Annotated in this window: 26 protein-coding genes; 17 read left to right on the top strand and 9 right to left on the bottom strand. The window is 70.1% G+C overall.

From position 1 onward, the window contains the following. Positions 1-75 precede the first annotated feature (75 nt). A complete protein-coding gene (locus OG2516_RS19155) occupies positions 76-597 on the top strand; it encodes a DUF6647 family protein (protein WP_007256805.1) in 522 nt (173 codons plus the stop codon). Positions 598-603: 6 nt separating this feature from the next. Here OG2516_RS19155 and OG2516_RS16810 read toward each other — a convergent pair whose 3' ends face one another. After that, positions 604-1689 carry an extracellular solute-binding protein gene (locus tag OG2516_RS16810; RefSeq protein ID WP_007256804.1) on the bottom strand — a complete coding sequence of 362 codons (1086 nt, stop codon included), beginning with the start codon at positions 1687-1689 and terminating at the stop codon, positions 604-606. Between the two features lie 158 nt (positions 1690-1847). Here OG2516_RS16810 and OG2516_RS16805 point away from each other — a divergent pair, with 158 nt between their 5' ends. The 7 genes from OG2516_RS16805 to OG2516_RS16775 all read left to right on the top strand — a co-directional run bounded on the left by OG2516_RS16805 (position 1848) and on the right by OG2516_RS16775 (position 8633). Continuing rightward, positions 1848-2678 (top strand): ABC transporter ATP-binding protein, encoded by an 831-nt coding sequence (locus OG2516_RS16805; RefSeq protein ID WP_007256803.1) that lies wholly within the window; start codon positions 1848-1850, stop codon positions 2676-2678. Then, on the top strand, positions 2675-3679 hold the full coding sequence (locus tag OG2516_RS16800) for a FecCD family ABC transporter permease (RefSeq protein ID WP_007256802.1): 1005 nt from the start codon (positions 2675-2677) through the stop codon (positions 3677-3679). The genes OG2516_RS16805 and OG2516_RS16800 overlap by 4 nt, the downstream gene beginning before the upstream one ends. After that, positions 3676-4725: a FecCD family ABC transporter permease gene (locus tag OG2516_RS16795; RefSeq protein ID WP_007256801.1), complete on the top strand. Its 1050-nt coding sequence runs from the start codon at positions 3676-3678 to the stop codon at positions 4723-4725. The genes OG2516_RS16800 and OG2516_RS16795 overlap by 4 nt, the downstream gene beginning before the upstream one ends. Further along, positions 4722-5588 carry a (2Fe-2S)-binding protein gene (locus tag OG2516_RS19150; RefSeq protein WP_050769189.1) on the top strand — a complete coding sequence of 289 codons (867 nt, stop codon included), beginning with the start codon at positions 4722-4724 and terminating at the stop codon, positions 5586-5588. Before OG2516_RS16795 ends, OG2516_RS19150 begins: the two co-directional genes overlap by 4 nt. Before the next feature lie 49 nt (positions 5589-5637). Further along, positions 5638-6600 (top strand): ABC transporter substrate-binding protein, encoded by a 963-nt coding sequence (locus tag OG2516_RS16785; RefSeq protein ID WP_007256799.1) that lies wholly within the window; start codon positions 5638-5640, stop codon positions 6598-6600. A 615-nt stretch (positions 6601-7215) separates the two neighbouring features. Beyond that, entirely contained in the window at positions 7216-7830 is a 615-nt protein-coding gene (locus tag OG2516_RS16780) for a ferritin-like domain-containing protein (RefSeq protein WP_007256798.1), read from the top strand. 14 nt (positions 7831-7844) lie between these two features. Further along, positions 7845-8633, top strand: a complete 789-nt coding sequence (locus OG2516_RS16775; protein WP_007256797.1) for a ferritin-like domain-containing protein — start codon at positions 7845-7847, stop codon at positions 8631-8633. 71 nt (positions 8634-8704) lie between these two features. Here OG2516_RS16775 and OG2516_RS19765 read toward each other — a convergent pair whose 3' ends face one another. Together OG2516_RS19765 and OG2516_RS16765 are read right to left on the bottom strand one after the other, a co-directional pair. Then, a complete protein-coding gene (locus tag OG2516_RS19765; RefSeq protein ID WP_007256796.1) occupies positions 8705-9697 on the bottom strand; it encodes a DUF7282 domain-containing protein in 993 nt (330 codons plus the stop codon). Positions 9698-9800: 103 nt separating this feature from the next. Further along, complete coding sequence (locus tag OG2516_RS16765; RefSeq protein WP_007256795.1) at positions 9801-10706, bottom strand: mechanosensitive ion channel domain-containing protein; 906 nt, start codon at positions 10704-10706, stop codon at positions 9801-9803. Between the two features lie 206 nt (positions 10707-10912). Between OG2516_RS16765 and OG2516_RS16760 the strand changes: the two genes are divergently transcribed. Together OG2516_RS16760 and OG2516_RS16755 are read left to right on the top strand one after the other, a co-directional pair. Continuing rightward, the gene (locus tag OG2516_RS16760) at positions 10913-11284 is read left to right on the top strand and encodes a hypothetical protein (RefSeq protein WP_156799416.1); all 372 of its coding nucleotides are present in this window, start codon (positions 10913-10915) and stop codon (positions 11282-11284) included. Positions 11285-11299: 15 nt separating this feature from the next. Beyond that, the gene (locus tag OG2516_RS16755) at positions 11300-12283 is read left to right on the top strand and encodes a calcium/sodium antiporter (protein ID WP_040616230.1); all 984 of its coding nucleotides are present in this window, start codon (positions 11300-11302) and stop codon (positions 12281-12283) included. 13 nt (positions 12284-12296) lie between these two features. On the opposite strand, the gene OG2516_RS16750 is transcribed toward OG2516_RS16755, so the two are convergent. The 5 genes from OG2516_RS16750 to OG2516_RS16730 all read right to left on the bottom strand — a co-directional run bounded on the left by OG2516_RS16750 (position 12297) and on the right by OG2516_RS16730 (position 17287). Next, positions 12297-13583, bottom strand: a complete 1287-nt coding sequence (locus tag OG2516_RS16750; protein ID WP_007256792.1) for an NAD(P)/FAD-dependent oxidoreductase — start codon at positions 13581-13583, stop codon at positions 12297-12299. Positions 13584-13597: 14 nt separating this feature from the next. Then, positions 13598-14872: a TRAP transporter large permease gene (locus OG2516_RS16745; protein ID WP_007256791.1), complete on the bottom strand. Its 1275-nt coding sequence runs from the start codon at positions 14870-14872 to the stop codon at positions 13598-13600. Continuing rightward, positions 14865-15338: a TRAP transporter small permease gene (locus OG2516_RS16740; RefSeq protein WP_007256790.1), complete on the bottom strand. Its 474-nt coding sequence runs from the start codon at positions 15336-15338 to the stop codon at positions 14865-14867. The genes OG2516_RS16745 and OG2516_RS16740 overlap by 8 nt, the downstream gene beginning before the upstream one ends. Before the next feature lie 61 nt (positions 15339-15399). After that, positions 15400-16386 carry a TRAP transporter substrate-binding protein DctP gene (dctP, locus tag OG2516_RS16735; protein WP_007256789.1) on the bottom strand — a complete coding sequence of 329 codons (987 nt, stop codon included), beginning with the start codon at positions 16384-16386 and terminating at the stop codon, positions 15400-15402. Positions 16387-16414: 28 nt separating this feature from the next. Beyond that, complete coding sequence (locus tag OG2516_RS16730) at positions 16415-17287, bottom strand: PfkB family carbohydrate kinase (protein WP_007256788.1); 873 nt, start codon at positions 17285-17287, stop codon at positions 16415-16417. Between the two features lie 135 nt (positions 17288-17422). On the opposite strand from OG2516_RS16730, the gene OG2516_RS16725 reads away from it, so the two are divergent. The 5 genes from OG2516_RS16725 to fnrL all read left to right on the top strand — a co-directional run bounded on the left by OG2516_RS16725 (position 17423) and on the right by fnrL (position 22166). Beyond that, positions 17423-18427, top strand: coding sequence for an SIS domain-containing protein (locus OG2516_RS16725; protein ID WP_040616175.1), 1005 nt, complete (start codon positions 17423-17425; stop codon positions 18425-18427). Between the two features lie 18 nt (positions 18428-18445). After that, positions 18446-19153 carry a GntR family transcriptional regulator gene (locus OG2516_RS16720; RefSeq protein ID WP_007256786.1) on the top strand — a complete coding sequence of 236 codons (708 nt, stop codon included), beginning with the start codon at positions 18446-18448 and terminating at the stop codon, positions 19151-19153. Positions 19154-19167: 14 nt separating this feature from the next. Then, positions 19168-20109 (top strand): ornithine cyclodeaminase family protein, encoded by a 942-nt coding sequence (locus tag OG2516_RS16715; protein WP_007256785.1) that lies wholly within the window; start codon positions 19168-19170, stop codon positions 20107-20109. A 277-nt stretch (positions 20110-20386) separates the two neighbouring features. Next, positions 20387-21229 carry an MBL fold metallo-hydrolase gene (locus OG2516_RS16710; protein ID WP_245544334.1) on the top strand — a complete coding sequence of 281 codons (843 nt, stop codon included), beginning with the start codon at positions 20387-20389 and terminating at the stop codon, positions 21227-21229. Between the two features lie 211 nt (positions 21230-21440). Further along, on the top strand, positions 21441-22166 hold the full coding sequence (fnrL, locus tag OG2516_RS16705; protein WP_040616171.1) for a transcriptional regulator FnrL: 726 nt from the start codon (positions 21441-21443) through the stop codon (positions 22164-22166). A gap of 9 nt (positions 22167-22175) precedes the next feature. On the opposite strand, the gene OG2516_RS16700 is transcribed toward fnrL, so the two are convergent. Next, a complete protein-coding gene (locus OG2516_RS16700) occupies positions 22176-23018 on the bottom strand; it encodes a universal stress protein (protein ID WP_007256782.1) in 843 nt (280 codons plus the stop codon). Between the two features lie 147 nt (positions 23019-23165). Between OG2516_RS16700 and OG2516_RS16695 the strand changes: the two genes are divergently transcribed. Beyond that, positions 23166-23564: a cytochrome c gene (locus OG2516_RS16695; RefSeq protein WP_007256781.1), complete on the top strand. Its 399-nt coding sequence runs from the start codon at positions 23166-23168 to the stop codon at positions 23562-23564. Between the two features lie 65 nt (positions 23565-23629). Continuing rightward, on the top strand, positions 23630-25060 hold the full coding sequence (gene copM / locus OG2516_RS16690) for a CopM family metallochaperone (RefSeq protein WP_040616169.1): 1431 nt from the start codon (positions 23630-23632) through the stop codon (positions 25058-25060). The last annotated feature ends 15 nt before the right edge of the window (positions 25061-25075 follow it).

Raw genomic sequence — 25075 nt, 5'->3', positions numbered from 1 at the left:
GAGAGCGCAATCGCCCTCAGCTGAGAGGCGAACGCCAGCCTCGGTTCATCGCGATCCAGCACGGGAGATTCGCAGATGAGACCCCTCAGCACCTTCGCCGCCCTGTTCCTCGCCACCGCCCAAGCCAGCGCCGAGCCCGAGGTCGCCGGCCTGCAGTCGCCGCACGAGCGCGGCACGATCCTGTCGCTGGTGGACGAGCTGGACCACTGGCTCGACCTTCACACCGACCTGCCCCGCGCCGCCACGCCGCTCGCGCGCGTGGAACTGGTCCCGCCGGGGGCGGAGCTGTTGCTCGAGGGGCGGACGACGACGCTCGATCACACGGTGCGGGGCGTCTACGACGAGCAGAGCGCCACGATCTACCTCGTGCGCCAATGGTATGGCGACACCACCCGCGACCGCAGCGTGCTGCTGCACGAGATGGTCCACCACCGGCAGGCGGAGGCGCAGCACTGGTATTGCCCGCAGGCGATGGAGTGGGACGCCTACCTCCTGCAGGAGGACTACCTGAACGCCCACGGCGAGACCGGCGGCTTCAACTGGGCCTGGGTGCTCCTGGCCTCGAGCTGCGCCGCCCGCGACCATCACCCCGACTGAGCGGGCTCAGAGGCCGAGCCCCCGCCGCCAGCGGGCGAACCGCGCCGTCAGCGCGTCACCGTGCTCGACCCAGAAGTCCGGGTCGAGCACCAGCGCATCCTCGAGCCGGTCCGTGCGCGACGGGATGTGCGGCAGCACCGGCTGGCCGGTGTGGAACCACGGCTCTCCCTCGGCGATGATCGCGAGCGCGGAGCGGCGCATCGGGCCATAGGGGATCCAGCGCGCCTGCGCGGCCTGCTGCTCGGGCGCGGCGACATGGCGGAGGAACGCCAGCGCGGCGGCCTCGTTGGGCGTGCCGGCGACGATGGCGAACCATTCCTCGTCGAGGATCTGCCCCTCGTAGACCGCGCCGATCCGCGTCTCCCCCGCGAGCTGCGCCGCCGCGACGCGGCCGTTGTAGGCGGTGCTCATGACGACGTCGCCCGCCAGCAGCAACGCCACCGGCTCCTCCCCCGACGACCAGAAGCGCAGGTCCGCCGCGATCCGGCTCAGCACCGAGAAGGCCCGGTCCTGCCCCGCCTCGGTGCGCAGCAGCGGGTAGACCTCGCCCGGGCGCACCCCGTCGGCCAGCAGGGCCATCTCGAGATTGGCCTGCGGCCAGGCGGCGATCGCGCGGGGGCCGGGGAAGGCGGCGACGTCGAAGAAGTCGGCGACGGAGGCGGGAGGCGCTGCGGGGAAGGCACTGGTGTCGTAGGCCGTCACCCAGGACCACGTGATGTTGGGCCCGACGCAGTCGTTGGGGCGCTCCATGACGAGGTCGCGGATGATCTCGACGGGGAACAGGTCGTCGGGCAACCGCAGGAACAGGCCGTCCGCGCATCCCTGCCGCGCATCCTGCCCGAGCACGTCGACGACATCCCACTCGATCTCGCCGCGCGCCACCTGATCGCGAACCTCGTCGAGGCCACCCTGGTACTCGACCCACGTGATGCCGAACCCGCTCAGGTCTTCGAAGCTGCCGGCGTAGGCGTTCTTCTGGCTGAGCTGATAGATGCCGCCCCAGGTCGCCACGGTGAGCTCGTCGGCATACGCGCCGGAGAGGCCGCGGACCGTTTCGAGCGCGGCGAGCAGCAGAACCTGATATCGCGGCATCCTCATCAGAGAAGTGTAGCGGCCGTGGCACGGCTCGATCAATCGCGAAGCGGTGCGAAATCTCCGACCATTCCTGTCAGCTATTGCATTACCCGACTCTTTTACTTAGTCACTGCGGCATGAGGTTGAAATGTTCGACAGCACAGTACGATGAGCCGGTGGAGCAGCGGGACGCGCCGCGTCTGCAGCTCCGGGATGCCTCGGTCGGGTATGGCGGCGCACCCATCGTGCGGAACGTGTCGCTGGACGTGCCGGACGGCGCCCTGACCGTGCTGGTCGGGCCGAACGGCTCTGGAAAGTCGACGCTGATGAAGGCGATGGCGCGCGTGCTGCGGCTGGACGCCGGAAACATCCTTCTGGACGGGCGCCCCATTGGCCAGCTTCCGACCCGGCAGGTCGCGCGGCGCCTCGCCCTGCTGCCGCAGGGGCCGGTGGCGCCGGAGGGGCTGCGGGTGCGCGAGCTGGTGGCTCAGGGGCGCTTCCCGCACCAGTCCCTGCTGCGTCAGTGGTCGCGCCGGGACGCGGACGCGGTCGAGGCGGCGATGGAGGCCGCCGATGTAGCGCAGTTCGCCGAGCGGCCGGTGTCGGACCTGTCGGGCGGGCAGCGCCAGAGGTGCTGGATCGCGATGGTCCTCGCGCAGGAGACCGGACTCTTGCTGCTGGACGAACCCGCGACCTTCCTCGACCTCAAGGTGCAGGTCGACCTGATGCAGCTGCTGCGACGGATCGCGAAGCAGGAGGGGCGGACGGTCGTCGTCGTCCTGCACGAGCTGAACGTCGCCGCCGCCTTCGCCGACCACCTGGTGATGATGCAGGACGGCCGCATCCGCGCCGAGGGCTGCGTCGACGCGGTCTTCAACGCCGCCAATCTCGCCAAGGTCTTCGGGCTGGATGCGACCGTCGTGCGGGATCCCGTCAGCGGCAGGCCCGTCTGCGTGCCCCGAGTCGAACCCGCCGTCCTTCACACGCCGAGGATCGCGGCGGAATGATTGTGCCGCTCGAGCGACCGGGCTTGTCGTCCCTCGCGCCGCTGCTGGGCATTGCCGCGGTGTCGCTCGCCTTCGCCTGGCACATCTCCGTCGGCGCCCGGTCGATCCCGCTCCACGTCGTGGTCGAGGCGCTGCTGAGCTACGATCCGGCACTGTTCGATCATGTGGTGGTCGTCGACCTGCGCCTGCCGCGCGCGCTGCTGGCCGCGCTGGTCGGTGCGGCGCTGGCGGTGGCGGGCGCGCTGATGCAGGGCGTGACGCGAAACCCGCTCGCCGAGCCCGGCATCCTCGGCCTGCTGGTCGGCGCCTCCTTCGCCGTGGTGGTCGTCGTGGGAGTGTTCGACCTGACATCGCCGACCCTGATCCCGCTCGTCGCGGCCGTCGGCGCGGTTCTCGCCGCGGGCGCGGTCTGGGGGATCGCGGCCGCTGCACCGGGCGGCGCCGCGCCGCTCACGCTCATCCTGGCGGGCGCGGCCGTCATGGCCTTCCTCGCCGCGCTCGTGACCGTCGCGAGCCTGCTCGACGAGCAGACCTTCGAGCAGCTGCGCGTCTGGATGACGGGCTCGCTCGCCGGGGCGCAAAACGAGGTCCTCAAGTGGGCCCTGCCCTGGTTCGGCGCCGGGCTGATCGTCGCCCTGGCCGTTGCCCGGCAGGTCACGGCGCTGGCCATGGGCGAGGAGACGGCGATCGGGCTGGGCACGGACGTGGTGCGGCTCAAGGCGCTGAGCCTGTTCGCCGTGGTGGCGCTGACCGCCGCCGCCGTGGCGCTGGCCGGGCCGATGGGGTTCGTCGGTCTCGTCGTGCCCCACGCCGTCCGGCTGCTCGTCGGGCAGGATTATCGGCGGATCGTGCCGTGGTCGGCGCTCGCCGGCGCCGGCTACCTGCTGGTGATCGACGTGGTCGCGCGGCTGCTGCTGGCGCCGGTCGAGATCTCCACCGGCCTCGTCACCGCCCTGATCGGCGCGCCGATCTTCGTGTGGCTCGTGAGGACGCGACTGTGACGACCGCCGGGATGTTCAGCCGGCTCGACGGCCCGGTGAGCTTCGCCCTGCCCCTGCGGGCGCTTGCCGTGCTGGGCCTGCTGCTCGGGCTGTGCTGCGTGCTGCTCATCGTCAGCCTGATGGCGGGCAGCTACCCTCTCGGCGCCCTCGACGTCGTCGCGACGCTCACCGGGCGGCCGCCGTCCGAGATGGCGCAGACGGTCGTGTGGCAGTTCCGCTTTCCCCGCACCCTCGCCGCGCTTGCGGCCGGGGCGCTGCTGGCCTTGTCCGGGGCGGCCCTGCAGAACGTGACCCGCAATCCGCTGGCCGACCCCTCGCTGGTCGGGGTGAGCCAGGGGGCCGGGCTGGCCGTCGTCGCGGCGATCGTGGTCTGGCCGGACTTGCCGCAGGCGCTCCGGCCGCTGCTCGCCTTCGGCGGCGCGCTGGCGGTGGCCGCGCTGATCCAGGGCATCGCGATGCGCCGGACGGGCGGCGCGACGATGCGCTTCATCCTGACGGGGATCGGCATCGCCGCCTTCATCTCCGCCCTGACCTCGGCCTTCCTGACCTACGGGCAGATCGACCGCGCGGTCTCGGCGCTCGGCTGGCTGGCCGGGTCCGTCCACGCGGCCGGATGGAGCGAGGCCGGGATGCTGGCCGGCACGCTGCTGTGCCTCGTCCCGGCCCTGTTCGCGGCGTCGCGCCCGATGGCCGCGATGCGGATGGGGCAGGACGTGGCGGTCGGACTCGGGCTCAAGGTCGGGCGGACGCGCGCGGCGCTCATCACCCTGTCGGTCGCGCTCGCGGCGTCGGCGGTCGCGATGGTGGGGCCGCTCGGCTTCGTCGGCCTCGTGGCGCCGCACATCGCGCACCGGCTGGCCCGCTCGGGCGTCGGCCTCCACCTCGCCCTCTCGGCCGCGGCCGGCGCGGCCCTGGTCGGCGCCGCGGACCTCGTCGGACGCGTGGCCTTCGCGCCCGTGCAGATCCCCGCCGGCCTCGTCACGGCGATCCTCGGGGTGCCGATCTTCGTCTGGCTCATCCTGCGCACGCAAGCGAGGCCCGCATGACCGTCGAGTTCCGAAGACCAGTCGAAGGCACGCCGGTGCCCGGCACGCAGGACGACCCCGACTTCGCCACCGTGGCAGCGTCCCTGCCTCGGCCACGCGACGCCTTCTCTGCCGTCCTGTCGCACGGCGCCCTGCCCCGCGACGCCCTCCGGCTCGCTTCGCCGGATGGCGCTCTCGTGGACGCATGGCTGCTGGCGGAGGCCGGCGCGGAGGCGGGCGCGGACCACAAGGTCGGGGCGGCATACCTGCTGGGGCGCGTCGCCTTCGCCCTGTGCGAGGTTCTCGCCGCGCTCGCGTTGCGCGGGATGGGGCCCGGCGACCTCTCCCCCGACGGCGTCGCGCTGGTGGCCCGGCGTGCCACTTGGAGCCTCGACGGGGAGAGCGGCGAAGGCCGGGCCTACGACGTGGTGCTGTCCGAGCCACGACTGGTCTCCCGCGACGACGCGACGGCCGCGCTCGGGCCGGCCATCCCGGTCCTCCTGACGCCGCTCGTCGAGGCGCTGACCGCTCGCTCCGGCCTGTCGCGCGGGGCGCTGTGGCGGATCGTCGGCGACTCCTTCGCCGGCGCGTTGCTGCTGCAGGGCAAGCACGACGAGCGGGAAGACGAGGCCATGGCGCTCGCGCTCGCGACCCTGCGCGACCGAGGCAGCCCGCTCTTCGCCCGGCAGACCGGGTTCTGCCGCGTCGACCTGCCGGAGCGGCCGGACATCGGCGACTGGTTTCGCGCGCGCGGCGGATGCTGCCGCTACTACACCACCGAGGGCGGCGACTACTGCTCGACCTGCGTCCTGCGCGATCCCGACAGCCGCGACGAGATGCTCCGCGCCTATCTGCGCCGGCGGCACGGGCTGCCGGCCGCCTGAGCCCCCGGCTTCACGAACAACCCAACCGACAAGCACACCGGAGAAAGACATGCTGCGCCTCACCGCCGCCACCGCGACCATCCTCACGGCCCTCTCGGGCCCCGTCCTCGCGCAGGACTACCCCGTGACCTTCGAGCACAAGTTCGGCACCTCGGTCATCGAGGACGCGCCCGAACGGGTCGCCTCGCTCGACTTTGCCGGCGCGGACGACCTGCTCGCCCTCGGGATCCAGCCGGTGACGATCCGGCACTGGTACGGCGACTACCCGCGCTCGGTCTGGCCCTGGGCGGAGCCGCTGCTCGAGGAGACGCCGACGATCCTGCGCGGCCAGATCGACTTCGAGGCGGTCGCGGCGGCGGAGCCCGACGTGATCGTCGCCCTGTGGTCCGGGATCACGGCGGAGGAATACGAGCGGCTCAGCCTGATCGCGCCGGTCGTCGCGGTGCCCGAGGGCGTCGGGGATTACGCGCTGCCCTGGGACGAACGCGCACGCCTGACCGGCCGGGCCGTCGGCCGCGAGGCCGAAGCCGAGGCGCGGATCGAGACGGTGGAGGCGCAGCTGCAGGCCGCCGGCGCGGCGCACCCGGAATGGTCGGGCAAGACCGCCGCCGTCGCCTACCTCTGGAACGGCGAACTCGGGGCCTACACCTCGAACGACGTCCGTCCGCAGCTGCTCGCGGACCTCGGCTTCGAGACACCGCAAGCGCTCGACGACCTGATCGTCGGCAACGAGTTCGCCGTCACCTTCTCCCCCGAGGATCTCTCGCCGATCGATACCGACCTTCTCGTGTGGCTGCCCCAGGAGGGCGACAGGCAGCCCGTTCTCGACCTGCCGGCGCGGGCCTTTCTCGGGGCCGTCGAGCGGGGCAGCGAGATCTTCCTCGACGAGGAACTGACCGGCGCGTTCTCGCATGCCTCGCTCCTGTCGATCCCCTACGCGGTGGAGCGGCTCGTGCCGATGATCGAGGGCGCCCTCGATGGCGATGCCGCAGCGACATCCGGAGCAGACTGACGGGGAGGCGTGCCATGACCCTTGTCGATCCTGATCCGCGGGCGCGGATCTGGCGATGATGTTGAGTGATTTATGGCACGGCGGCGCCTCAGGCGTCGCCGTGCCTACTCCCGGTACGGAGGGCGGCGATCTACCGATTCCGTCGCGAGCTTGCGCCGTTACCGGAGAAAATCACCTTACCGTGAAAAGTCGCCACAAGCACTTACTGTGCCCCAACCGCATCTATTTCGGGCGGCGTCACTCGGCTCGCGATATGAGAGCAATCGAAGGCCTCGGCGGGTTCACGCTCGTTTCCTCGCGCCGATATTGTACAGCTTCAGCAGGTGGTTGAGCGTGACTTCACGCTCGACTGACCCGCAGAAATTGCTACACGAACCTCCGTAATCATGTGCTTTTGCTGCGTTGATGTTCCTCAATCTTGCAGAAGAATGTGCTTACCCTACTGCAACCCGGCAGGTTCCCGCGCGCTTTCCCTCTGTCCCAAGAAAATCCGACAGGGAGAAAATGATGTTTCGGACAACTTCCCGCTCAACCAGCTCCGCGCCCGCATCCGCGTCGCGCCGGGGCTTCCTGCGGGGCTCGACGCTCGGCGTGCTCGGCACTGCAACCGGCGTCATGCTGCATGACCTGACGCTGACGCAGGCGATGGCGCAGACCGCCAGCGGCCCCACCGTCAGCGCCGACGGCGTGGTGGATCTCGGCGGCGGCGATACCGGTGTGCTCAACTACGCCTACGCCCTCGAGCAACTGGAGGCAGCCTACTACACCCAGGTCGTCGACAATCCCTATTCCGGCATGACCCGCACCGAGCGGGACATCCTCGCCGACCTGCGCGATCACGAGATCGCGCACCGGGAGACCTTCCGCGTCGCGCTCGGCGAGAACCGGATCCCCGACCTGCAGGTGGACTTCTCCGCCGTCGACTTTTCCTCGCGCCAGAGCGTGCTCACCACCGCGCGCACCTTCGAGGACCTCGGCGTCGCCGCCTACAACGGCGGCGGTGCGGCGATCCAGTCGCCCGACATCCTCGTGCTCGCGGGCAAGATCGTGTCGGTCGAGGCGCGCCACGCGGCGACGATCCGCACCCTGCTCAACCCCGGCTCGGCCGACTTCGCCGGCGACGACGTGGTCAACCTGCTGGGGCTCGACCAGGCGCTACCGCCGTCCGAGGTGCTGGCTGCCGCCGCGCCCTTCATTGCCACGCGCGTCAGCGCCAACCAGCTGCCCTGAGCGAGGAGATCGACATGACCGACGCTACTCAATCCCCCGCCCCGGGCATCCTCGACGACATCGACCCCGATCTCGGCGAGCGCCTGTCGCGCCGTGAGGTGCTCTTCGCCTCCGCCAAGCGCTTCGGCCCGGCCGCGACGATCCCCGTCCTGCTCGCCGGCTGCGCCGCGGTGAAGACCGTGGTCACGCCGCTGCCGCAGCAGGTCAAGGACGTGCTGAACTTCGCGCTGACGCTGGAATATCTCGAGGACGAGTATTACCGCACCGCGCTGGCCCAGCCGAACCTGATCCCGGCGCAGTGGCGCCCGACGTTCGAGCAGATCTCGGCGCACGAGACAGCGCACGTCGCCGCCCTCGTGGCGGCGCTCGACGTGGACGCCATCGCCAAGCCGCAGTTCGACTTCACCGCCGGCGGACGGTTCGGCGACGTGTTCTCGAACTTCAACACCTTCGCGGCGCTGAGCCAGGCGTTCGAGGACACCGGCGTGCGGGCCTACAAGGGCCAGGCGCCGAACCTGATGCTCGATCCCAACAGCCTCACCACGGCGCTGCAGATCCACTCGGTGGAGGCGCGCCACGCCGCGCAGGTGCGGCTGGTGCGGGGCGTACTGCCCTGGATCTCGGGCTCCAGCCGCACCGGGCTGCCGGCGGCGGCGCAGGCGGTCTATGCCGGCGAGGGGCAGACGGTTCAGCTCGGCATCGACAACGCCCGCTTCGTCGGCGCGGCCGATGCCTCGGAAGCCTACGACGAGCCGCTGAGCAAGCAGCAGGTGCTCGACATCGCCGGCCTGTTCCTCGCTTGAGGCCAGCCGACCGTGCAAAAGGAAAGGGCAGCCCGCGGGCTGCCCTTTCTCGTTGCGACGGTGGCGCGAGATCACATGTCGATCACGGCCTCGTCGCTGTTGGTGATGTCCTGCTGCGCCGGCTCGAACGTCAGCCGCTGGGCGATCTCGGGGCTGTTGCCGGCCATGTGCTCGCGCACCGCTTCCTCATAGGCGGCACGGGCCTCTTCCACCGTCTTCTCGCCGGTGACGACGTCGTTGCCGAGGTTCAGCGCGATCAGGTTGGCGAACTCCGAGTGGCAGCGCGCCGACATTTCGGCCCGGGTGCGCTCGGCGATGATGCTGCCGTCGAACATGGCGAGCTCGTCGAACTTGTCGGCCGGCACGTCGTAGTGGATGAACTGCTCCAGCACGTCCTGGTGCGGCGCGGGCCAGTCGTGGTCGATGGCTTCACCGTAGACATAGGAGCGCACGAACGGGCCGGTGTCGTGCCAGATCAGCAGCGTCTCGGCCATCTCGTCGGGCGCGCCGTATTTGTCCCACATTTCCATCGCGGCCTTCTGCGAGGCCTCGGGCCAGCCGGCGATGTGCGCCTCGAGGTCGGCCATCGCCATGTCGCCGTCCATCGCATTGTCGTTCATGCCGTCGGCGCTCGCCTCGTCCATCATGGTGCCCGAGCCCGCGAAGCTCGACGTGACGGGGGCTCCGTCGACGACGACGGGCGTGTCGACATCGGTGTTGCCGGGGCCGAAATCGTAGGTGGAATTGCCGTTGCTCTCGACGTGGAGCATGGCGACGTAGTTCTCGCCCTCGACGAGCGGGTATTCGGCGGTCACGGTGACATCGCTGTTGTCGCCGGCGCTGATCGGGGTGCTGCCGATCGATTGCGGCACGACAACTTCGCCATCCTGCATCGTATGCAGGACGAGGTAACCGTCCTGCTCGATGCTCACCGAGGAGAAGGTGGCGTCGGCGCCGTCGACCATGACGTCGGACGTGTCGATCATGTTCTGCGCGGCGGCGGGGGCTGCGATCGCGGCGGCGAGTGCGGCAGCGGCGGTGGTATTCATGAAGCGGGTGGTCATTGGTTATCCTCTCTGTCGTAGACCCCACCAACGAAGCCGAGCATCGATCGTTCGCCACACTCTCGACTTCGTTATCCTGACACTTGATCAAGATCGCACAGCGTCAGCTCGCCCTCCCGCCTCCCTCCGCCGTCTCGGCCGGTATCACCGAACCCGGCACTGCCCTCCTTTCGGCTTCGACCGCCGAAAGCAGCTCGAGCGTGATGTCGCTCTCGAGCTGTTCGGCTGCGTGCGCCGGGCAGAAAAGCGTCACCTCGACGCGCAGCTTGCCGAGGTCGGAGGTTCTGAACCGGACCAGGGGCGCCGGGTCGGGCAGATCGCTGTGGGTTCGCCGCTCGATCGCGGCGTTGGTTCGGGCGGCCTCGTCGCGGTACGGATCGTAGTGCCTACTGACGATCTCCGAGACGAGGCCGTGAGCTCTGTCGATCCGGGGCGCAGGATCGAACGTCAGCGCGAAATGGTGGTAGGTGAAGCCGCGCAGGGCCGCCTGGTTCCGCACCGGGACGGTCAGCAGCAGGCTGTTGGGGACGGTGATCGTACGGCCCGTCGGAACCTGGGCGTTCGGACCGGCGCCGAACTCCTGGAGTGTCGTCGCCAGCAGGGTGTGGTCCGTCACCTCGCCCCGGGTCTCGCCCACCTCGATCCAGTCGCCCACCGAGAAGGCGCGCGTGGTCGCCCGGAGGACTGCCCCGGACAGGCAGAGGATGAGCTCCTTCGTGGCGACCACGATGGCGACGGCCACGGCCGTCAAGGACAGCGCGAAGGTGCGCAGCTGGGGCGCCCAGATCATCGCCAGGCCGATGAGCAGCAGCAGGAGGAAGACGTTGCGGGCCGAGGTGATCAACCGCCTCTGGTGTTGCGGCGCCAGTTCCGGGCGCGCGCGGATCGATCTGACGACGATCTTCCGGGCGACCCAGAGCAGCAGCAGCAAAAGCACCGAGGCGAGCAGGTCCAACTGCGGCAGCAGGATGGAGTCGAAGGGCCACGATCGGCGGAAAGCGTCCAGCATGCGCCAATAGTGTGCCGAACGGCCGCGTGGGCAAGCCGATTGCTCCCGGCACTAGCGGTTAACGGAATGGTTCCTCAGGCAGCGAGACCGGGTGCTGGGCCAACAGGCGCTCACCAGCCTCGCCGCCGCGATTGCCGCTGGAACGCGGCCTTGATCTGCTCCATGCGCACTACGATATGCAACTCGCGCCACAGGGATGGACTCCGATGCAGCTCGTCAGACTTTGCCTCTTGCTGGTGCCTCTGGGCGCGTCGGCTGCGCAAGCCGACCCTGTGGTGCCCGACTGGCTCCCGGCTGCGATCGACATGCCGGCGGATGCCGACGTCACCGCTTCGCGCGACATCGGCGACTTCTTCCGGATGGTGAAGATCTCCACCAGCGAGAACGCCCCCGACCTGCTCACCCGCTGGGAAGCCGCTCTCGACGCGGGCGGCTACGAGATCGATCGCGACCGCGACGTCGGCGAAGAACGCAGCGTCCATTTCACCGGGCAGGACATCCTCAACGGACAGATCGTCATCGAGCCGTCGGGCCCGGGCAAGCCGGCGGTCATCGCCATCGACGCCACTTTGCGCTGAACGGACATAATCATGATGCTGGAAGTATGGTTGCCGCTGCTCGGCGGACTGGCGCTGCTGATCGCGGGGGGCGAGTTGCTGGTGCGGGGCGCGGTGCAGGTGGCGACCGCGCTCGGGGTGTCGCCGCTCGTGATCGGGCTGACGCTGGTGGGCTTCGGCACCTCAACGCCCGAGCTCGTCACCTCGGTGCAGGCCGCCCTGGCCGGCGCGCCGGGGATCGCCTACGGCAACGTCGTCGGCTCCAACATCGCCAACATCCTGCTCATCGGCGGCATCGCCGCGCTGCTGTTTCCCATCGCGGTCACCTCCGCCTCGCTGAAGCGCGACGGGGCGACCATGCTGGCGGTCGCGGTGGTGTTCGCCGGCGCGGCGGCGCTTTTTCCGCTGAGCCGTGCGTTGGGCGCGGCCTTCGTGCTTGCGCTGGCCCTCTACGTCTACATGACGTTCCGCCAGGAGCGCGCGCAGTCGCGGGCGGATCACGGCGCGCTCTACGACAAGAACCTCGCGCTGCAGGAGACCGACCCCGCCACCGTGCCCTCCGCTTTGCCCCGAAAGCCGCTGCTGGTCTCGGCCCTGATCGCGCTGGGGGGCCTCGCGCTCGTGGTGCTGGGCGGCAAGTTCCTCGTCGACGGCGCCGTTTCCCTCGCCCGGGGCTTCGGGATCTCGGAAACGGTGATCGGGCTCACCATCGTCGCCCTTGGCACGTCGATGCCGGAGCTGGTGACCTCGGTCGTCGCCGGGCTGAAGCGGCAGGGCGACGTCGCCTTCGGCAACATCGTCGGCTCCAACATCTACAACCTGCTCGGCATCGCCGGGATCACCGCGCTGATGGCGCCCGGCCCGGTCCCGCAGGAGATCGTCAGCTTCGACAACCTCGTGATGCTCGCCGTCTCCGTCCTGCTCGTCGCCGTGGCCTGGACGGGCCTGCGCATTTCGCGGCGGGAGGGCGCCCTGCTGCTCGCGGGCTACGTCGCCTACGTCTTCGTCATCTGGCCCTGACCAGGCCGGGCGCTCACGCAGGCAGCTTGAGCGACGACACCGCGTGCAGCGCTGACGCGCCGAACTCGTAGTAGGCGGACCGGGTCTGCGTGAAGCGCTCGGCGTAGCGGGTCTGCGGCGCGATCGGGAAAGCAGACGGATCGCCGTCGAGCAGTGCCTGCACCGCGGCGGTGCCGAAGAGCGTGCCCGGCGCGATCCCCCGGCCGGAATAGCCGAAGATGGAACAGGCGTCGGGGCCGAACCGGACCACCTTGGGGATATGATCCGCCGTCATGGCGATCCGGCCCTGCCAGCGGTAGGCGAAGCCGATGTCGGCGAGGGCCGGGTAGACCTCGCGCAGCTTCCGCCGCGCCCAGCTTTCGTGGATGCGCCGGCCCGGCCCCTGCAGGTCGCCGATCCCGCCGAGGATCAACCGGCCGGACTGGTCGGTGCGGAAGGAGCTCATGACGGTCGCGGTGTCCCAGCAACCTTTGCCGGTGGGCAGGATTTCGCCCCGCAATTGCTCGGGCAGCGGAGGGGTGGCGAACTGGCTGAACGCGACCGTCGCATGGCTGGGCGCCGGCACGCCGTCGAGACCGTGACCGTAGGCGTTGGTCGCCACCAGCAGCGCACCGGCGCGCAGGCGCCGCCCGTTCGCCGCGACGTGCCAGCGTCCGTCGCGCCGGTCGATGTGCCCGACGCGCGACCTCTCGTGGATCGTCGCCCCCGCGCGCTGCGCCGCCGCGGCCAGCCCCATGCAGTAGGCCAGCGGCTGGATTGTGCCGGCGCGCGGATCGAGCAGGGCGCCGTGGAAGGCTGCCGAGCCGGTCTCCCGACGGGTCGCCTCGGCGTTCAGCAACTGCAGCGGCGCGCCGAGCGCCAGCCCCTGCCGGTGCCGCTCGCGCAGCTCGCGCAGGCCGGCGGCGCTGTGGGCCAGGTGGAGCGTGCCGGCGCGCGTCGCCTCGCAGCTTATGCCTTCGCGCGAGATCAGCTCGAAGACTTGGCTCGGCCCCTCGGCGAGGCAGGACAGAAGCCGAAGTCCCGCGGCCTCGCCGAGCCGGGCGGTCACGGCTTCGGGCGGCAGCCAGAGCCCCGCATTGACCAGCCCGACACTGCGGCCCGATCCGCCATGGGCCACGGTGTCGGCCTCGAGGAGCGTCACCTTCGCGCCGCGCCGCGCCGCCTCCAGCGCCGCGACGCAGCCGGTGATGCCGCCGCCGACGATGGCCAGATCGACGTCGTCGTCGCTCGCGAGAGGCCGCGTACGGATCGCGTGGGGGTTGCTGATCGGCCAGAGGCCGGGATTGGCATCGCGCTGCATCAAGCCCTCCTCCCTCAGAACAACAGGTTCGGCAGGAACGTGACCAGCGGCGGCACGAAGGTCAGCAGCAGCAGCACCCCGACGAGCGCCGCGATGAACGGCACGGATTCGCGGGTGAACTCCTCGATGGAGCACTTCGTCAGCGAACAGACGGTGAAGAGCACCGTCCCGACCGGCGGCGTCACCGAACCGATGGTCGTGTTGAAGACCAGCACGATCCCGAAATGCACCGGATCGATTCCGAGCGCGCGCGTCACTTCCAGCAGGATCGGCACGAGGATGATCATCAGCGCGAGCCCCTCGAGCAGGGTGCCGAGGACGAGCAGGAGCAGGTTGATGGCGAGCAGGACCACGATCTTGTTGTCCGACAGCGCGAGCAGGTGGCCGACCATCTGCTGCGGCACCTGCTCGAGCGCGAGCACCAGCGAGAACACGGCGGCGGCGGCGATGATGAAGAGGACGTTGGCGGTGGTCCGGGCGGACTCCCTGAGCAGGTCGTAGGTCTCGGACCAGTGCAGGCCGCGATAGATGAACAGCCCGACGACGAAGGCATAGACTGCCGCGATGGCGCCCAGCTCGGTGGGCGTGAACCAGCCACCGCGCAGTCCGACGATCAGCAGCACCGGCATCGCCAGCGCCCAGAGCGCGGCGCGGGCCCGCCCGAGGATCTGCGGCGTCGGCAACCGGTGATCGCGCTCGGGCGCGTAGCCGCGCGCCCGGGCGGTGCCCCGCACGGTCAGCATCAGCGCCAGCGTGATGAGCATCGCCGGAACGATGCCGCCGATGAACAGCTTGCCGATCGATGTGTCGGTCAGCAGCCCGTAGATGATCAGCCCGATGGAGGGCGGCATGATCGGCGCGATGGCTCCCGAGGTCGCGCTGACCACCGAGGCGAACCCGTTCGAGTAGCCGCGCTCGCGCATGATCGGCGCGATGGTGCGGGCGTCGATGGCGGCGTCGGCGTTGGCCGAGCCGGACATCGCCCCGAGGAACAGCGAGTTCATCACCGCCACCTGCGCCAGCCCGCCCCACCAGTGGCCCACCATGCCGTCGGCGAGGTGGTAGAGCCGGCGGGCGATGCCGCCCCGCGCCATGGCGGCGCCGGCGACGATGAAGAACGGCACGGCGAGGAGCGGGAAGCTCTCGAGCGAGGACGACATCCGCTGCGCGACGATGGAGGCCATCATCGGGTTGAGCGCGAAGTACACGACCGAGGCGCCGAGGATCGTGAAGGCGATGGGAACGCCGGAGACGAGCAGCAGCAGGAAGGTCAGCGCGGCTTCAGTCATTCTTGCTCCCCCGGAACAGGCGCCACAGGTGCAGCAGCTGCACGACGATCAGCGCCGCCATCGCGGCGGCCAGCCCGGCCGAGACGATCCACTTCGGCCAACCCAGCGCGACGAAGCGCGTGAAGCGCGCCGTCTCCACCTGGATCACGGCCGCGCGCAGCACCTGCGCCGCGATGAGGATGACCAGCAGGTCCACCGCCACGCCGACCGCGATCCGCCACCTGTGCGGCAACCTGTCGGTCAGCACCTTGATGCCGAAGAGCTCGCGCTCGCGCGCGGTGCCGACGATGCCGAACCACACCACGCCCGCCAGCGCCACGATGGCGAGGTCATGGGCGATGTGAAGCGAATCCCTGAGCACCAGCCGCATGAAGACGTCGGCGCTGACCACCATGAGGATCACCCCGAGCAGCACCGCCGGCACGACGGACCCCAGAAACGTGAGAAGGTAAGACAGAGGGCGCATGGCCGATCCTCGATGTGCGAGGCCCCGGGACGGCGCGATGCGCCCCGGAGCCCTTGCCGCGTCACTCGCCGGCAGCGGCGCGCAGCTCGTCGTAGAAGCCCTCGGGCCAGGCGTCCCAGAAGCTTGCCGTGGCATCGCGGTAGGCTGCGATGTTGGCGTCGTGGAAGGTGACGCCGGCCGCTTCGAATTCTTCGCGGATCGAGGTCTCGAGCTCAATGGACTGCTCGGTCAGCTCGCGCCCGCCGCGGCGGAATTCCTCTACGAGGATGGCGTAATCCTCCTCCGAGAGGCTCTGCATGACCTCCTCGGACGTGACCCAGCCGAGGAAGAGGTTGAAGTGGCCGGTCAGGGTGATCTCCTGCGCCGCCTCGTACCACTTCGAGGCGCTGAGCCCCGTGATCGGCGCTTCCGCCGCCTCGACCACGCCCTGCGCGAGCGCGGAATAGGTCTCCGCCGCCTCGACGGTGGTGGCCACGACACCCAGCGGCTCGAAGGTCTTGAGCCAGGTTTCCACCGGCGGGACGCGCATGCGCACCCCCTCGAGATCGGTCGGCTCGACGTAGGGCTCCTTGCCGATCATGTGGCGGGCGCCATCGAACCAGTTGAGCGCCAGGACCCGGATTCCGGACTCCTCGGCCAGCTGGTCGTAGTACCCGGTCATCAGGTCAGAACTGGCGAGCCGCTCGCCCTCTTCGGCGTTCTCGATGACGAACGGGCCCTCGACGGCGGCGAGCTCGGGCACGCCGAACTGGCTCATGAAGGAGGCCGAGGTGAAGGTGATCACCGGCTGGCCCTGGCTGGCCTGTTCCAGCGAGTCGGTGGTCGTGCCCAGCTGCGCCGAGGGGAAGACCTGGAAGGCGATCCGCCCCTCGGTGCGCTCGGTGACGCGCTCCGCCACCTGCTCGGCGATCTGCACCGAGAGCGCCGTGGGCGGGTTGACCGACGCGATGCGCAGGGTGACGTCCTGCGCCAGCGCGGTCGTGCCGGCGAGCGCGGCTCCGAGGCTCAGAAGGGCGGCGAGGCCCGTGCGGGTGTTAAGTTTGGTCATCAGTTCCTCCGGTTGGTTAAGTCGTTGATCAGGCCCGCACCGTTGTCTCGGTGCTGTATATCTCGCTCAGGGATTTCGCGCGGGAGCGATCCACGGCGATGGGCGCTGCGGGGCCGAAGCCGCCGTAGCGGCTGCAGGTCTGCGCGGCCTCCCGAGCTGCCGCGCGCAGCAAGGTCTCGGGCGCCTCTTCCGTCAGAAGCCCGAAGAGCACGCGCGCGATGAACGTGTCGCCGGCGCCCAGCGTGTCGACGAGGTCGGCGGCGACGGCCTCGGCGCGGTGCATCCCGCCCGGCCCCGCGAGCAGGGCGCCCCTGCCGCCGAGCGTGACGAGCACCCAGTCGGCACCGGCCTCCCGGGCCGAGCGCGCGAGCTCTTCCGCCTCGCCGTCCGACAGGTCTCCGCCGGAGAAGCTGGCGAGGAAGCAGAGCGGTGCGATCCGCCCGATCCGGTCGGCGTCGCGGACGACGGCGAAGTCGTAGGAGAGGCGCGCACGCTCCGCGAGATCGGCGAGGTGAGGCTCGATCCGGCTCGAGCGCCCGGTGTGGACGGCATCGCCCTGCGCGATGGCGGAAAGATCCTCCGCCTCCGGCGCGATGATCGACACGCCGAGGTCGGCACCGAGGAAGACGCGATCGCCCTCCTCGTGGCCGATCAGGCAGAACGCGGTGGGACCGCCGCCCATGCGAAGGCGCGTCGTCTCCACGCCCGCGTCCCGGAGGCTGTCGCGTACATGCCGGCCCGCCGGGTCGTCGCCGACGGCACCGCAATAGGCGGCCCTGGCACCGAACCGGGAGAGATGGGCCGCCACGTTCACGGCGTTTCCGCCCGGATACATCTCGCCCCGGCCCACATAGCAGTCGACCACATTGTCCCCGAAGGTGACGACACGCGGCGTCGACATATGCTCCTCACGCATTGCGGGACCTTTCTCACGCAACTTCCAAACCCTCCCCCGGCGAGCGCCTTACGGCTTGACCTCCTCCGGCTGCCATCTGTAATACGTTATATAACGTCATACCGCAACGGAGAATTTGCAGTGCCCCCAGTTTCCCTCGACCCGGGCGTGTCCAGCGCCCTCGACGCCGCGACCGCCAGCCGGATCGACCACGTCTTCTTCGTTGCGTGCGGCGGCTCGCTCTCGATCATGCACCCGGCGAAGTTCATGCTTGACCAGGCCTCGGCGAGCTTGCCGTCGGACGTCTACAACGCGGCCGAGTTCACCAGCCGCAAGCCACGCCGCCTGACGCCGCAGAGCCTCGTGATCCTCTGCTCGATGACCGGGACGACGCGCGAAACCGTCGCCGCCACGCGATTCGCCCGCGAGACCGGCGCGCGCACCATCGTGCTCACCACCGACACGGATTCGCCGCTCGCGCAGGCGGGCGACCACGTCGTCGATTTCGAGGCCCCCTACACGACGGGCGTTCCGATCGACGCCAAGAACAGCAACTACGCGCGCCTCTACCAGCTGGTGCTGGGCCTCGCCCGCGCCTTCGACGGCAACACCCAGATCGACGCGTTGCTGGCCTCGCTCGGCAACCTCCAGACGGCCATCGACAAGGCGCAGGAAACCTTCGCTCCGCTGTTCGACGACTACGCTCCGCGCCTGGCCCGCAAGGATGTCATCTACACCATGGCCAGCGGGGCGAGCTACGGTGCGGCCTACTCCTTCGCCATCTGCGTGCTGATGGAAATGCAGTGGATCAACTCGCAGGCCATCCACGCCAACGAGTTCCTGCACGGCCCATTCGAGGTTCTCGACGAGGACAGCGCCTTCATCCTCTTCAAGGGCCTCGACAGCACCCGCGCGCTGGAAGAGCGCGCCGAAACCTTCCTGACCCGGTTCGGATCGGCCGAGAACATCATGGTCCTCGACGCCGAGACGCTGGACCTGTCCGGGATCGATCCCGCCCTGCGCGGCAACCTCGTTCCGCTGATCTTCTTCGACACGCTCTGGCGCTTTGCCTATAAGATCGCCGACCTTCGCGGCCACGAGATGCTCGAGGCGCGGCGCTACATGAAGAAGCTGGACGACTACTAGGGACAAGGGGCGAGTATCGTGGAAGCCTATGACAAGCTCGCCCCGCTCTATGCCCAGGTCAAGCAGCGGCTGTCGGCGCGCATCACCGCCGGCGCGCTCAGGGAAGGCGACTTCCTGCCGCCGGAGCCCGACCTCTGCGCGGAGATGGGCGTGAGCCGCATAACCGTGCGCCGCGCGGTCAAGGAGCTTTGCGACGAGGGCCTGCTGGTGCGCCAGCAGGGTCGGGGCACCATCGTGGCCCGCAAGAAGCTGCAGCAGACGCTGGTCTCGCTTTCGGGCTTCTCGGAGGCGTTCGAGGGCGAGCACCGCGTGGTCCACGAGATCCTCGAGATCGTCGAGGAGGCGCGGACGCCGGAGGCGCTGGCCGCACTGAAGACACCAAGCGCCACCCGCATCGACCGCCTGATCCTGCTGGACGAACGGCCCCTGACGCTGGAATCGCTCTATCTCGACCCCGCCCTCCCAGGCGACGTCGTCGCGCAGGTCGGCCGTGGCGCGCCGCTCTTCGCCACGCTGCGCAGCGAGGGCGCGCCGCAGCCCGCCTCCGCCGAGCGGGTGATGAACGTCGGCTTCCCGACGACGACCCAGCGCCAGCACCTGGCGATCAATTCCACGCAGCCCGTCTACCTCGTCGACAAGACGCTGTTCGCCGCCGATGGCCACCCGCTCGCCTTCTCCAGGCTGGTCACCCCGACCCACCTCATCACCTTCTCCATCCGGACCTGACCCAGGATCGTCCCATGAAACTGTTTTCCGCCGAGGAGGTGCACCGCCTGCTCGACTACCCCTACCTGATCGAGGCCCTGCGCCGCGCGCATCTCTCCGAGCATCCCTACGGCGACCACCTGCTCGCCGACGATCCCGCCGGCAGCGGCAACCAGTTCGTCAGCCTGCTCGGCTGGAAGGCCGAGAGCGCCATCGCCGCCAAGCTCGTCGGCGTCTTCCCCGGCAACCGCGACCTCGACCCGCCGCAGGCCAGCGTGCAGGGCATCGTCGCGGGCTTCGACCCCGACACCGGCGCGCCGCGCTTCGTGGCCGATGGCGAGGCGATGACCTTCCGCAAGACCGCCGCCGTCTCCGGGCTCGGCGCGGCCCTGCTGGCGCGGCGCGACAGCGAGGTCCTGCTGGTCGTCGGGGCCGGCGGGCTCGCCCCGCACGTGCTGGCGGCCCACTGCGCCGCGCGGCCCTCGATCCGCCGCGTGCTGGTTTGGAACCGGACCGCCGAGCGCGCCCGCCGCCTGGCGGGGGGCACCGAGCTCGAAAACGTGACCGTCACCGCCACCGAGGATCTCGACGCCGCCACCTCCGAGGCAGACGTCATCTCCTGCGTCACGATGTCGACCACTCCGCTGGTGCGCGGCGACCTGCTGAAGCCCGGTTGCCACCTCGACCTCGTCGGAGCCTACCGCCCCGACATGCGCGAGGCCGACGACAGGGCGATGTCGCGCGGCACGCTGTTCGTCGATACCCGAAACGGAATGGAGGGCGCAGGCGATCTCGCGCAGCCGGTCGGGAACGGCCTTCTGGACTGGTCCGACATCCGCGCCGACTTCTACGAACTCGTGCAGGGCGGCCATCCCGGCCGGAGCGACCAGGACGAGGTCACCGTCTGCAAGAACGTCGGCGGCGGCCACCTCGACCTCTTCACCGCCGAAGCCCTCATGGCGCGCTGCGACGGGTGAGAGCTCCACCCGTCGGTTCCGCCAGTGCGGGCTCTCGAGTGAACGGACCCTCGCTCCCCGACCTCCGTCGCAACAGGTAGCCTTGGCCCGCCCCGAGGCCCGACAGCCAACCGGCCGAGCGAAGCCGCAGCGTGACTGGCGGGTCAAGCGGCTCGCCGCGCGGATGGGTCGGGCCGGCTCGCCTGCCAGCACGGCGGCATGCTACGCACCAGCTTGAACCGCGCGCTCGCCGCTGGTCCCACCGTCACCGGAGAACCCCGACATGACGCAAAATTACGTGGTCCTTCTGGGCACCAAGGGCGGCCCCGCGATCCGCCCCGGCTCCTCCATGCCGACGTCGAACCTGCTTTGCCTGGAGGGCGAACAGATCGTTGTGGATTGCGGCCTCGGCGTGTCCCGGGGCCTCGTCGACCAGGGGATGCAGCTGCGCGACCTGTCCCTCATCTTCATCACGCACCTGCATTCGGACCATTACCTCGAACTCGGCCCCCTCCTGCACACGGCCTGGACCGCGGGCCTGAAGACCCGAGTCGATGTCTATGGGCCTGCGGGTGTCGACGCCTACTGGCAGGCGTTTCTGGCCTCCATGCGGGCCGACATCGACCTGAGGATCGAGGACGAGGGGCGGCCCGACCTGCGCGATCTCGTGGCGATTCACGTGATGGACGCGGGCCATGTGATGGTGCGCAACGGCGTCGCCGTCTCCGCCCTCCGCACCGAGCATCCGCCGCTGGTCGACACCTTCGCGCTGTCCTTCAAGACCGACGGGGTCCACGTCGTCTTCTCCGGCGACACCGCGCCCCTGCCCGCACTGGAAGACTTCGCGCGCGGCGCTGATCTGCTGATCCACGAGGCGATGCTGAAGTCGGCCTTGCCGGCTCTGACGGCGCGCGTCGGGAACGGCTCCGAAAAGCTGATGCAGCACTTGCTCCGCTCGCACACCTCCGCCCACGACGTCGCGCAGACGGCGACGAGGGCCGGTGCGACCCGTCTCGCCCTGTCGCACCTCATCCCCTCCGACGATCCGTCCTACGGGCCGCAGGATTGGCACGACGCCGTCGCAGGCCACTACGATGGCGCGCTGATCGTGGGCCATGACGGTCTGCGCATCGACCTCTGACCCGCTGGCGATCCTGAGCTGGACCTGAGCAGGCGGCTCGACGGGGAGATCGACGTCGAGCACCGCCCGCGCGGGACCACCGACCACGCCTTGGAGAGCTGCTGCCCCTCGGTTCGTCGCCACTCCCGAGCTGCGACGACAGCGCGTCTATCGAGAACCTGGACGGCTGCTAGAGTGGCGGCATCTGAGACCGGCGCGTGCGGAGACTGCCATGACTGCTTCAGGCCCACCCCCCTCCTGTGCCGAGTGCGGCATCCGGCACCGCGCCGTCTGTGCCCGCTGCGACGATGACGAACTCGAGCAGCTGGAAGCGGTGAAGTTCTACCGCCGCTTCCCGGCCGGGCAGCCGATCGCCTGGGCGGGCGATCCGGCCGAGGTGGTGGCCTCGGTGGTGTCGGGGGTGGTGGTGCTGTCGCAGACGCTCGAGGACGGGCGGGCGCAGACGGTCGGGCTGTTGCTGCCGTCGGACTTCCTCGGCCGGCCGGGGCGCGAAACCGTGGCCTTCGACGCCAGCGCGGCGGGCGAGGTCACGCTCTGCTGCTTCCGGCGCAAGCCGTTCGAGCGGCTGCTGGCGGACAGCCCCCACCTGACCAGCCGGCTGCTGGAGATGACGCTCGACGAACTCGACGCGGCGCGGGCCTGGATGTCGGTGCTGGGGCGGCAGACCGCGCGGGAGCGGGTCGCGAGCCTGCTCTGGACCGTGGCGCGGCGGCAGACCGCGCTGACGCCCGGTCGCGGGCGCGCGGGCCAGCCGCTGCGGCTCGACTTTCCGCTGACACGCGAGGCGATGGCCAACTGCCTCGGCCTGACGCTGGAGACGGTGAGCCGTCAGCTTGGTGCGCTGGCGCGGGACGGGCTGCTGGTGCTCGGTCCCGGCCGCGCCCTCGCCCTGCCCGACATCGACCACCTCGCCGCGGAGATCGGCGAGGCGGCCTGACCGGGCGCGTCAGCGAGCGAGCCAGAGCGGGACCGGCGGATCGGCGAGCAGGTCGCGGGTGGTGCCGCCGAAGACCGCCTCCCGTAGCCGGGAGTGACCCCACGCCCCCATGACGAGCGCGTCGGCGCCCGTCTCCAGCACGTGGCGGCGCAGCACATCGGAGATGCGGCGGCGCGTGCGGGCCAGCACCGTCACCTCGACGCGAAGGCCGTGACGGGCAAGGAACTGCGCGATCGCGCCGCCGGGATCGGAGCGGTCCCGCGCCTGTGCGGGCGGATCGACCAGCACCACTTCGACCCCGCCAGCACGCCGCATGAGCGGCAGGGCTGCCCGGGCGGCCGCGAGCGCGGGATCGCTGTCATCCCAGGCCAGCACGACCCGCTCGGGCCGCGGCGCGGCGGCAGGTAGCGGGTCGGTCGGCAGCACCACCGCCGGGCACCGTCCCGCGAACAGCGCGCTCTCGACCAACTGGAGCTGGTCGAGCGGCTCACCGGGAGACGGCGCTGTCAGAACAGCGCGATCGGCAAAGCGCAGGAGCTCGACGACCTTGCTCGCCAGCGCATCCTGCAGAACCACATGCCGATGCACCTGGACCTCCGCGCGAGTCGTGGGCGCCAGCATCTGCAGCTCCGCCTCGAGGTCTTCGACGCGCTTTTCGGCGGCCGCCAGGTCGGGCCGGGCCAAGACCCCGGCAGCCCCGGAGACGTACGCCTCGGGCAGGACCATCTCAATCCCGAGGCCGTGGATGTCCAGATGCGCGTCCTCGGCTTCGGCTATTCGGACGGCGGCGGCGACGGTTTCCCGGTCGGAAGAGGTGTCGGTTGCGATGACGGCGAGCGTTCCGCGGGGCATGGCAAACTCCTGTGCAAGCGTGTGCCCGGATCATGTCCCGCAAATTCCTCTCCGACCTTGATCCAGATCAAGGCGCGCCCCGAGCGCTCCGGCGAAACCCGGGCAGCGGCCGAACGGACCGCCCGCAAATCGACTGGAGAAACGACCATGACCCGAGCGCTCATCGCCACTTTCCTGCTTGTCGCGGCCTGCGCCCCGCAGGCGCCGACAGAGGGGGCGGTCGATGGCCGGGCGCTCTACCGGGCCAACTGCGCCAGCTGCCACGGCGACGGCGGGCGCGGCGACGGTCCGCTGGCCGACGGGCTGCCCCGCGCGCCGACCGACCTGACGCGGCTGACGGACCCGGACGGTGCTTTTCCGATGGCGCAGGCGATGTCGCACATCGACGGCTATCGCCGCGCCGACGATCCGGACCTCGTCATGCCCGAGTTCGGCGACGCGCTCGGCGGCACCCTGATCCCGTTCGACAGCGGCGACGGCATCCTGACGCCGACGCCCGCCGCGCTCGCCGCCCTCGGCGAGTATCTCGCGACGCTGCAAGGCTGAGCGCCCCTTCCCTCACGGCGCCTCCGTTATGGCGTCGACTGTCATCACCATTGGAGACCCAAGCAATGTCCCTCCCTCTTGATCGCGCTGCGCTCCTGCCCGCCGCGCTCGTTTTCGCAGCGTGGCCCGGGATCGCCACGGCGCACGTGAAGTGGTTCGCGCCCTACATCGTCGACGCCGCACCCGCGCCGATTGCCCGCACCCTCGCCGATCCATGGTTCTGGACCGGACTGGTGCTGGTGCTGGCCTTCTTCCTCGCGACCCGCCTCGTGGAGCGGCGCCCGGCCGGCGAGCAGGCGTTGGCCGCAATGGACCGGGCCAGCGCGCCACTCTGGAACGGGATCGACGGCTTCCTGCGCATCGTCATCGCGGGCTTCTTCGTGGCCATCTTTTCGGTCGGCGGCGTCTACCTCACGCCCGACCTGGCGACGCCGTCGGAATGGGTGTCGTGGATGCAGCTGCTGATCGCGGTCGGCGTGATCTGGCGCCGCACGATGCCGCTCTCGGCAGCAGGCATCATCGGGCTGTGGCTGCTGGCCCTGCGCGATTACGACCTGTTCCACCTGCTCGACTACCTCGCCCTCGGCGTCGCGGTCGCGGCCTACCTCGTCCTCGCCGCCTCCGACCGGCCGGACTGGCGGGCGAAGCGCTTCGCGGTGCTGCGCTGGGGCGTGGCGATCGCGCTGATGTGGTCGAGCCTCGAGAAGTTCGCCTACCCCGAATGGTTCCATCCGCTGGTGGAGGAGAAGCCGTTCCTGACCTTCGGCATCGCCCGCGATGCCTTTATTCCGATGGCCGGCGTCGCCGAGTTCACGCTGGGCTTCGGTCTGCTCTGGACGCCGCTGGTGCGGCGCCTGTCGGCGCTGGCGCTGCTGGTGATCTTCATCACCGCGGTCTACCCGTTCGGCCGGATCGACCTGATCGGCCACGCGCTGATCATGGCAATCATCGTGGTCATCTTCGCCGACCCGGGCCGCGACCTGCACGTCCTGCCGAGGCTGCGCGGCGCGCTCGCCGGGGTGCCCGCGGGGCTTGGCGCGGCGATGGTGCTGTTCGTCGCCGGCTACTGGGGCCTGCACGCGGGCTTCTACGGCGCCGATGCCCGGACGATGGCCGAGCTTCAGGCCGAGCGCGCGACGCACAGCTTCTCGGCCGAGCACCCCCACGGCCCCCCGGCCATGAACGCCCGGCCCCAGGCCGGGACGGAAGCCGCCGCCACAGGCGAAGACCTCGCCGGCGCCTACGCGGCCTCGATGGCCGGCATGCACGAGGCGATGATGACCGGCATCGCCCATCCCGACCCGGACGTCGCCTTCGTCCTCGGCATGATCCCCCACCACCAGGGCGCCATCGACATGGCCCTCATCCAGCTCGAAGCCGGCGGCGACGCGGAGATCCTCGACCTTGCCCGTCACATCCTGGCCGAACAGCAGCGTGAGGTGGACCAGATGGAAGACTGGCTGCGCATGCGCGGCGTCGAGCTGCCGGAGAGCTGAGACGGCGATTGCCGG

It is taken from the genome of Oceanicola granulosus HTCC2516 (assembly GCF_000153305.1).
GTDB lineage: Bacteria > Pseudomonadota > Alphaproteobacteria > Rhodobacterales > Rhodobacteraceae > Oceanicola > Oceanicola granulosus.
Note: the sequence above shows the minus strand (reverse complement) of the source record. Positions and strands in the feature narration are given on the sequence as shown.

Coding starts and splice junctions, on each gene's coding strand:
- OG2516_RS16740 (WP_007256790.1), bottom strand. CDS start 15,338: ATGCGCCCTCTGTCTTACCTTCTCACGTTTCTGGGGTCCGTCGTGCCG.
- OG2516_RS16760 (WP_156799416.1), top strand. CDS start 10,913: ATGCAGCTCGTCAGACTTTGCCTCTTGCTGGTGCCTCTGGGCGCGTCG.
- OG2516_RS16765 (WP_007256795.1), bottom strand. CDS start 10,706: ATGCTGGACGCTTTCCGCCGATCGTGGCCCTTCGACTCCATCCTGCTG.
- OG2516_RS16810 (WP_007256804.1), bottom strand. CDS start 1,689: ATGCCGCGATATCAGGTTCTGCTGCTCGCCGCGCTCGAAACGGTCCGC.
- OG2516_RS16755 (WP_040616230.1), top strand. CDS start 11,300: ATGCTGGAAGTATGGTTGCCGCTGCTCGGCGGACTGGCGCTGCTGATC.
- OG2516_RS16695 (WP_007256781.1), top strand. CDS start 23,166: ATGACCCGAGCGCTCATCGCCACTTTCCTGCTTGTCGCGGCCTGCGCC.
- fnrL (WP_040616171.1), top strand. CDS start 21,441: ATGACTGCTTCAGGCCCACCCCCCTCCTGTGCCGAGTGCGGCATCCGG.
- OG2516_RS16775 (WP_007256797.1), top strand. CDS start 7,845: ATGACCGACGCTACTCAATCCCCCGCCCCGGGCATCCTCGACGACATC.
- OG2516_RS16700 (WP_007256782.1), bottom strand. CDS start 23,018: ATGCCCCGCGGAACGCTCGCCGTCATCGCAACCGACACCTCTTCCGAC.
- OG2516_RS19155 (WP_007256805.1), top strand. CDS start 76: ATGAGACCCCTCAGCACCTTCGCCGCCCTGTTCCTCGCCACCGCCCAA.
- copM (WP_040616169.1), top strand. CDS start 23,630: ATGTCCCTCCCTCTTGATCGCGCTGCGCTCCTGCCCGCCGCGCTCGTT.
- OG2516_RS19150 (WP_050769189.1), top strand. CDS start 4,722: ATGACCGTCGAGTTCCGAAGACCAGTCGAAGGCACGCCGGTGCCCGGC.
- OG2516_RS16715 (WP_007256785.1), top strand. CDS start 19,168: ATGAAACTGTTTTCCGCCGAGGAGGTGCACCGCCTGCTCGACTACCCC.
- OG2516_RS16785 (WP_007256799.1), top strand. CDS start 5,638: ATGCTGCGCCTCACCGCCGCCACCGCGACCATCCTCACGGCCCTCTCG.
- dctP (WP_007256789.1), bottom strand. CDS start 16,386: ATGACCAAACTTAACACCCGCACGGGCCTCGCCGCCCTTCTGAGCCTC.
- OG2516_RS16750 (WP_007256792.1), bottom strand. CDS start 13,583: ATGCAGCGCGATGCCAATCCCGGCCTCTGGCCGATCAGCAACCCCCAC.
- OG2516_RS16780 (WP_007256798.1), top strand. CDS start 7,216: ATGCTGCATGACCTGACGCTGACGCAGGCGATGGCGCAGACCGCCAGC.
- OG2516_RS16745 (WP_007256791.1), bottom strand. CDS start 14,872: ATGACTGAAGCCGCGCTGACCTTCCTGCTGCTGCTCGTCTCCGGCGTT.
- OG2516_RS16730 (WP_007256788.1), bottom strand. CDS start 17,287: ATGTCGACGCCGCGTGTCGTCACCTTCGGGGACAATGTGGTCGACTGC.
- OG2516_RS19765 (WP_007256796.1), bottom strand. CDS start 9,697: ATGACCACCCGCTTCATGAATACCACCGCCGCTGCCGCACTCGCCGCC.
- OG2516_RS16800 (WP_007256802.1), top strand. CDS start 2,675: ATGATTGTGCCGCTCGAGCGACCGGGCTTGTCGTCCCTCGCGCCGCTG.